This window comes from Streptomyces avidinii (assembly GCF_014650695.1).
Classification (GTDB): Bacteria; Actinomycetota; Actinomycetes; order Streptomycetales; family Streptomycetaceae; genus Streptomyces; species Streptomyces avidinii.
In genome coordinates this window covers 1-5,793 of sequence record NZ_BMVL01000020.1, presented here as the reverse complement: position 1 = coordinate 5,793, position 5,793 = coordinate 1, and the positions used below count along the sequence as shown (strand labels likewise).

Here is a 5,793-nt window from a genome sequence, read left to right as displayed (position 1 = left end):
GGACGGGCTGAAACACCGGCCCGCCGGCGTGTGAGGCGCCTCTCCAGCCTCGCCGGCGTTTGAGGCGCGGGGGTCCGGGGGCGGAGCCCCCCGGGGGCCCGCGGAGCGGGCTACGCCCCGACGGCCCGGCGGCGCCGGACCATCAGCAGCCCGCCCCCGCCCAGCGCGAGCGCCCCGGCGCCGGCGGCGGCGGCCGCGACCGGTGTCGCGTCACCCCCGGCCGGGACTTCGGCGTAGCCGCCCGCCATGCCGCGCGCGGCATACGAGGACCCGGGCAGCTTGTCCCCGTACGCCCCGGCCACCCGGGCCCGGTAGGCGTCCAGGCTCGTTCCCCCGGCGCCCACGGCCCGCACCGCGTCCTCGTCCAGCGGCAGCACCCTGCTGCCCCCGGTCACGTACCAGGCGTCGATCTGCGGCTCCCGGAACACCGTCCCCCCGGGCAGCTTCTGCGCACCCAGCCGGGCGTAGCGGAACTCGTCGTCGCCGGTGGCGATGTTCACGACCTGCCAGCCGGCCTCCGTGCGCGCCGTCCACAGCGCGGCCTGCTGCCCGTCGGAGGAGACGGCCCTGCTGGCGAGGAACTCCAGCCGGGCGACGGGCGCGCCCGCTCTGCCCGCGACGAACTCCGGGGAGAGGTGGTTGACGGGTATCGCCCCGCCCTCGATCCGGGGCTGCGCGGCCGTGAGGGAGACCTTGCCCTCCCGGGCGAAGAAGCGGGAGAGCGTGGCCAGGGTGTCGGGTGCGGTGGCCGCCCGCTCGGCGGCGGCCCGGTTCTCCGCGGTGGCGGCCTCGGGCTGCGGCACGGGCCCCCCGGGAGCCGCGGCCGCGAGCGGGGCGAGGCCGAGGAGGGCGGTGGCGGCGAGGACCGCGGCGGCGGTGGCGGCGCGCAGGGTCATGGCGGTCACGCCCCGATCCGGTAGAGCGAGTGGGTCCAGGAGAAGGTGTTGTTGTTGACGTACCAGGCGTGCGAGGCCCAGTTGTAGCGGTCGCTGGAGGGCCAGGGGTCGCCCCAGTAGACCCAGTTGCTCGCGGTGTCGTAGCCGTAGACGACGTGCATGTGGCCGCCGCCGTTGGACCACTGGATCCGGGTCTCGATCGGCCGGTTGGCGTTGATCTCGGTCTGGACGGTGGAGTACTGGAGCCAGCCGTTGACGTACGAGCCGGGGTTGATGCCCGCCCAGCGCAGCCCGGTCTGGACATTGCCGAGGGTGGCCTGGTCGTTGGGGCATTCGCTGCCCTGCTGGCGGTTGAAGGCGGCGTTGCAGAACTGGTTCTGGCTGTAGTTCCGGCCGAACCAGGTGGCGATGGTGTTGCCGCCCGCGGCCCAGCACCAGTTGGTCTTCGTCTGCGCCTGCATGGTGATGTTCAGGCGCTTGGTGGCGAGGGCGGAGTCGGTGCCGGCATCGGCTGCGGCGGCGGTGCCGGTGCCGATGGGCAGGGCGAACAGCAGGGCGGTGAGCACGGCGGTGAGGGAGGCGGCTGGGGAAAGCCGCCGGTTTCGGTTGCGCATCGCGTTCCTCCCAGTGTGGGGATTGGGGGGTGGAGGAGCGCGTCCGGACGCTGTTCAGGAGCATCAGGGAGTTGTCGCGATCAGGTCAACACGCTTCAATACGCGTTGACATTGCGGTGTGAACGGTGGGGCTGCGGTGTGAACGGTTGCTGTGGTGTCACCTGGTCCCCCGGACCCGCCGCCGCGATCCCCCGTGCCGGCCCGTGTGAACGTTCACAGAGGAGTCGCCATGCGACCGACCGGCGACACGGCGGAACTCGGCCGGTTGCTGCACGGCGGCCCCTTCCACCTCGCCCTGCGCGCCGCCCTCGCCGCGCGCGGACTGCCCCTCCACCGGGTCCAGCACCGGCTCGCTGCACAGGGCATCAAGGTCGGTGTCACCAGTCTCAGTTACTGGCAGCAGGGCGCCCGGCGGCCGCGTCACCCCGAGTCGCTGCGGGCGATCGGCGCCCTGGAGCGGATCCTGGAGCTGCCCGACGGCGCTCTCCTGCGGCTGCTGGCCGCGCCGGGGGCCGGTCCGGGGCCCGCCCGACCGCCCACCCGCTCGTACCGGGCCCTGTTCAGCATGGGCGGGACGGTGGAGCGGCTGCTGGACGGGATGGACCTCCCGCCGGACGGCGGGCTGCACTCGGTCGGGCACCACGAGCGGGTCCGCATCGGCGCGGCGGGCGAGCTGCGGGTCCGCGAGTCGCAGCAGATCGTCCGGGCGCACCGGGACGGGGTCGACCGCTACCTCGCCGTCCACCACGGCGATCCGGGCTGCGACGTGTCCCGGATCCGCGTGTCGGCGTACGAGAACTGCCGCACGGGCCGGGTGCGGTGCCACCCGGAGTCCGGGGTGGTGGTCGCGGAGCTGCTCTTCGACGCGCGGCTGCGGTGCGGGGACACCCACGTCTTCGGCTATGTGATCGAGGACGGTACGGGCGCCCGCAGCAGCGAGTACGTGCGCGGTTTCAGCTACGCCGGCGGCCAGTACATGCTCCAGGTCGGCTTCGACGAAGCGGCCCTGCCGGTGCGCTGCCGGCGCTTCGCGCGGGGCGGCCCCGAGGCCCCGCGCACCGGCGTCGTGGACCTGACGCCCAGCGGACGGCACCGGGCGGTTCACCTGGTGGAGCGGTCGGTGCGGCGCGGGATCCTCGGGATCGCCTGGGACTGGGACTGATCCGGCCGCGGCGTGCGCCGGTCAGCCGGCGACGAGGTTGCCGTTCTCGGCCCGGACCGGGACGGCGGGCAGCGGCTCGGAGGCCGGGCCGCGCAGGACCTTGCCGGTGGTCACGTCGAAACGGCTGCCGTGGCAGGGGCAGTTCCCCTCGCCCTCGACGATCTTGTCCAGGACGCAACCGGCGTGCGTGCACTGGGCGCTGAACGCCTTGTACTGGCCCTCCGCCGGGCAGCTGACGATCAGCTTCTTCTCCCGGTACAGCTTCGCGCCGCCCACCGGGACGTCGGCGGCGGCGCCCAGGTCCACCGGCTCGGTGGGAGTGGCGGGGGTGTTGCCGCCGCTGTTGGTCTCGGTGGAACAGGCCGCGAGGGTCACTCCCGCGCCCGCGGCCCCGGCGAGCGCGGCGGCGCCCCTGAGGACGGTACGGCGGGCGGGCGACTGCGGCGCGGGCATGCGGTTCTCCTGAGCTACGGGGGTGCGGTGCGGGTACACGGCCCGGCCCGGGCCGGAACCCGACCGGGGCACCGGCCCACCCGACGATACCGCCGTCCCATGAGGTAGCTTCCCCCGCGTGATCGTCGTCGGCGGAGAAGCCCTCATCGACCTGGTGCCCGCGGCGCGGCCGCCCGGCGCGCTGCTGCCCCGGCGGGGCGGCGGACCGTACAACACCGCGCTCGCGCTCGGCCGGCTCGGCGCCGAGGTGGCCTTCTGCTCCCGGGTCTCCACGGACGGCTTCGGCGAGAGCCTGCTGGCCGGCCTGCGGGCGGCCGGAGTGGAGCTGTCGCTGGTCCAGCGCGGTCCGGAGCCGACCACGCTCGCCGTGCCCTCGCTGGCCCCGGACGGCTCGGCCTCGTACGGCTTCTACGTCGAGGGCACGGCGGACCGGCTGTTCACCCTGCCGCCCGCCCTGCCGGACGGGGTACGGGCCCTCGCGCTCGGCACCTGCTCGCTGGTCCTGGAACCGGGCGCGAGCGCGTACGAGGCCCTGCTGCGCCGGGAGTCCCGGCGCGGGCTGCTCACCCTGCTGGACCCCAACATCCGGCCGGCGCTGATCGCGGACCCGGCGGCGTACCGCACACGGTTCCTGGAGCGGCTGCTGCCGCACACGAGCGTCCTCAAGCTGTCGGAGGAGGACGCGGCCTGGCTCGGCGGCCGGGTCGGGGACTGGCTGGCGGCCGGACCGTCGGCGGTGGTGCTGACCCGGGGCGCGGCGGGCCTGACGGCCTGGACGCGGGAGGGCGGGGAGTACTCGGCGGCGGCCCGCCCGGTGACGGTGGTGGACACGATCGGCGCGGGCGACACCGTCAACGCCGCCCTGCTGCACCGGCTCGGCGCCGCCGCGCCGGGCGGGCCGGTGGACTGGCCGGAGGTGCTGGCCCACGCCGCCCACGCGGCGGCCCTGACCTGCACCCGGGCGGGCGCGGAACCGCCGTACGCGGCGGAGCTCAGCGGATAGCGGCCCAGACGGTCCGGGCCACGGCCGGGGCGAACTCCTCGACGGGCTGGACCACATGGGCCCCGGAGAAGTGCAGGAAGAAGGCCCGCTGGAAGCAGGCCCCGAGGAGCAGGGCGGCGGCGGCCCGCGGATCGGCGTCGGGCCGCAGCCGCCCGGCTTCGAGCTCGCGCCGCAGCCGCCCGGCCAGCGCGTCGAGGACCAGGTGCGGCCCCGCCCCGATCTCCTGGACGCCCTCCCGGTGGCGGGTGAGGAGGGTCGGCTCGGCGAAGAGCGAGGCGGCCAGGGGCATCGCGTCCGCGTAGAAGAGCGAGGCGTGCCGGGCGATGGCGGTGAGCCCTGCCTCGACCCCCTCGGCCCCTCCCTCGGCCCGTTCGTCGCCGTCGTCCCGCCCTTCCCCCTCCTCCCCCGGTCCGGTCCGGAGGGCGGCCATGAGCGGTCCGGCGTTGGGGGTGCGTTCCATCAGCACGCGGACGAAGAGTTCCTCCTTGTTCGCGAAGTACTTGTAGAGCGCGGCCTCCGAGCAGCCCGCCTCGCGGGCGATGGCCTTGGTGGTGGCGTTGGCCAGGCCGCTGGTGCGCATCAGCTTCTCGGCGGCGTCGAGCAGCCGCTCGGGGGTGGGTCGGCTTGACTTGGAGGTGAGCATTCACTCACCCTAATGGAAGCAAGGGTGAGTGAATACTCACCCACCTCTCGTCACGGGGGTAGGACGATGAAGATCACGGTGTTCGGAGCGACGGGCGGCGTCGGCCGCGAGGTCGTCCGGCAGGCACTCGAAGCGGGACACGAGGTGACCGCGGTCGTACGGGATCCGGCGCGGCTGCCGGTCCCCGCCCACGAGCGGCTGCGGGTGGCCACGATCCTCGACGTGACCGACCCGGAGGCCGTGCTGTCCGTGGTCAGCGGGCAGGACGCGGTGGTCTCCGCGCTCGGCCCGGCGAACAACAAGCAGGCCAGGACGGCCCCGGTCACGGGTCCGGCGCTGAGTGCGATCACTTCTGCCATGGACCGGGCGGGGGTACGCCGACTGTCGGCCGTGAGCGCGGCGCCGGTCGGCCCCCTGCCGGAGGGTGCGGGGTTCTTCACCCGCGCCGTGGTCTATCCGCTGCTGCGCCGGCTGCTGCGGGACGTGTACGCCGACCTCGCGGACATGGAGGCGGCGATGGCCGCCGGCGGTACCGAGTGGACGGTGATCCGGCCGCCGATGCTCCGGAACAGGCCGCGCACGGGCACCTACCGCCGCGCGATCGGCGGCAACGTGCGCGGCGGCCGCGTCATCGGGCGCGCGGACGTCGCGGACGCCCTCCTCGCCGCCCTGACGGACCCGGCCTGCACCCGCCGCGCGGTGGGCGTCGCCACCTGAGGGCCACTCCGGGCGCACGCGGGAGGGCCCGGCCATGGGCCGGGCCCTCCCGTGGCTCGAACGCCGCGCGACCGCCGACCTGGGCCGTCTCTTCCGGATCTTGTCGGCCGAGCCCGCGGCGTCCGGTGCCGTGCCCGGCAAGGCGGAGGGGCGCCCGAGAACTGGACGTACCCGGGCGCCCCGACAATGCAGCCGGGGGCGGTGCCGGGCGCCGCGGGCCCGGCAAGATCCGAAAGAGCAGGCCTAGGTGTATTGATCACGAGCGTTGTTGACACTCGGCAGGTCTTGAACATGGCGAAGACCTC

7 protein-coding genes are annotated in these 5,793 nt (G+C 74.8%); 3 read left to right on the top strand and 4 right to left on the bottom strand.

Going from position 1 to position 5,793, the window contains the following annotated elements; genetic code table 11:
* Window positions 1-110 precede the first annotated feature (110 nt).
* Window positions 111-896, bottom strand: coding sequence for a hypothetical protein (locus tag IE257_RS34445; RefSeq protein WP_189973882.1), 786 nt, complete (start codon window positions 894-896; stop codon window positions 111-113).
* A 5-nt stretch (window positions 897-901) separates the two neighbouring features.
* Window positions 902-1,510, bottom strand: coding sequence for a papain-like cysteine protease family protein (locus tag IE257_RS34440; RefSeq protein WP_189973783.1), 609 nt, complete (start codon window positions 1,508-1,510; stop codon window positions 902-904).
* A 229-nt stretch (window positions 1,511-1,739) separates the two neighbouring features.
* Between IE257_RS34440 and IE257_RS34435 the strand changes: the two genes are divergently transcribed.
* The gene (locus tag IE257_RS34435) at window positions 1,740-2,672 is read left to right on the top strand and encodes a hypothetical protein (RefSeq protein WP_189973782.1); all 933 of its coding nucleotides are present in this window, start codon (window positions 1,740-1,742) and stop codon (window positions 2,670-2,672) included.
* 21 nt (window positions 2,673-2,693) lie between these two features.
* Here the strand turns inward: IE257_RS34435 and IE257_RS34430 are convergent, their stop codons facing one another.
* Window positions 2,694-3,125: a Rieske (2Fe-2S) protein gene (locus IE257_RS34430; protein WP_189973781.1), complete on the bottom strand. Its 432-nt coding sequence runs from the start codon at window positions 3,123-3,125 to the stop codon at window positions 2,694-2,696.
* A gap of 118 nt (window positions 3,126-3,243) precedes the next feature.
* Between IE257_RS34430 and IE257_RS34425 the strand changes: the two genes are divergently transcribed.
* The gene (locus tag IE257_RS34425) at window positions 3,244-4,128 is read left to right on the top strand and encodes a carbohydrate kinase family protein (RefSeq protein WP_189973780.1); all 885 of its coding nucleotides are present in this window, start codon (window positions 3,244-3,246) and stop codon (window positions 4,126-4,128) included.
* Here the strand turns inward: IE257_RS34425 and IE257_RS34420 are convergent.
* Window positions 4,118-4,771: a TetR/AcrR family transcriptional regulator gene (locus IE257_RS34420; protein ID WP_189973779.1), complete on the bottom strand. Its 654-nt coding sequence runs from the start codon at window positions 4,769-4,771 to the stop codon at window positions 4,118-4,120. The genes IE257_RS34425 and IE257_RS34420 overlap by 11 nt on opposite strands.
* A 66-nt stretch (window positions 4,772-4,837) precedes the next feature.
* On the opposite strand from IE257_RS34420, the gene IE257_RS34415 reads away from it, so the two are divergent.
* Entirely contained in the window at window positions 4,838-5,488 is a 651-nt protein-coding gene (locus IE257_RS34415; RefSeq protein WP_189973778.1) for an NAD(P)-dependent oxidoreductase, read from the top strand.
* The last annotated feature ends 305 nt before the right edge of the window (window positions 5,489-5,793 follow it).

Excerpts from the sequence above, each read along its gene's own strand:
- IE257_RS34445 (WP_189973882.1), bottom strand. The coding sequence starts at position 896 with ATGACCCTGCGCGCCGCCACCGCCGCCGCGGTCCTCGCCGCCACCGCC.
- IE257_RS34420 (WP_189973779.1), bottom strand. The coding sequence starts at position 4,771 with ATGCTCACCTCCAAGTCAAGCCGACCCACCCCCGAGCGGCTGCTCGAC.
- IE257_RS34430 (WP_189973781.1), bottom strand. The coding sequence starts at position 3,125 with ATGCCCGCGCCGCAGTCGCCCGCCCGCCGTACCGTCCTCAGGGGCGCC.
- IE257_RS34440 (WP_189973783.1), bottom strand. The coding sequence starts at position 1,510 with ATGCGCAACCGAAACCGGCGGCTTTCCCCAGCCGCCTCCCTCACCGCC.
- IE257_RS34435 (WP_189973782.1), top strand. The coding sequence starts at position 1,740 with ATGCGACCGACCGGCGACACGGCGGAACTCGGCCGGTTGCTGCACGGC.
- IE257_RS34415 (WP_189973778.1), top strand. The coding sequence starts at position 4,838 with ATGAAGATCACGGTGTTCGGAGCGACGGGCGGCGTCGGCCGCGAGGTC.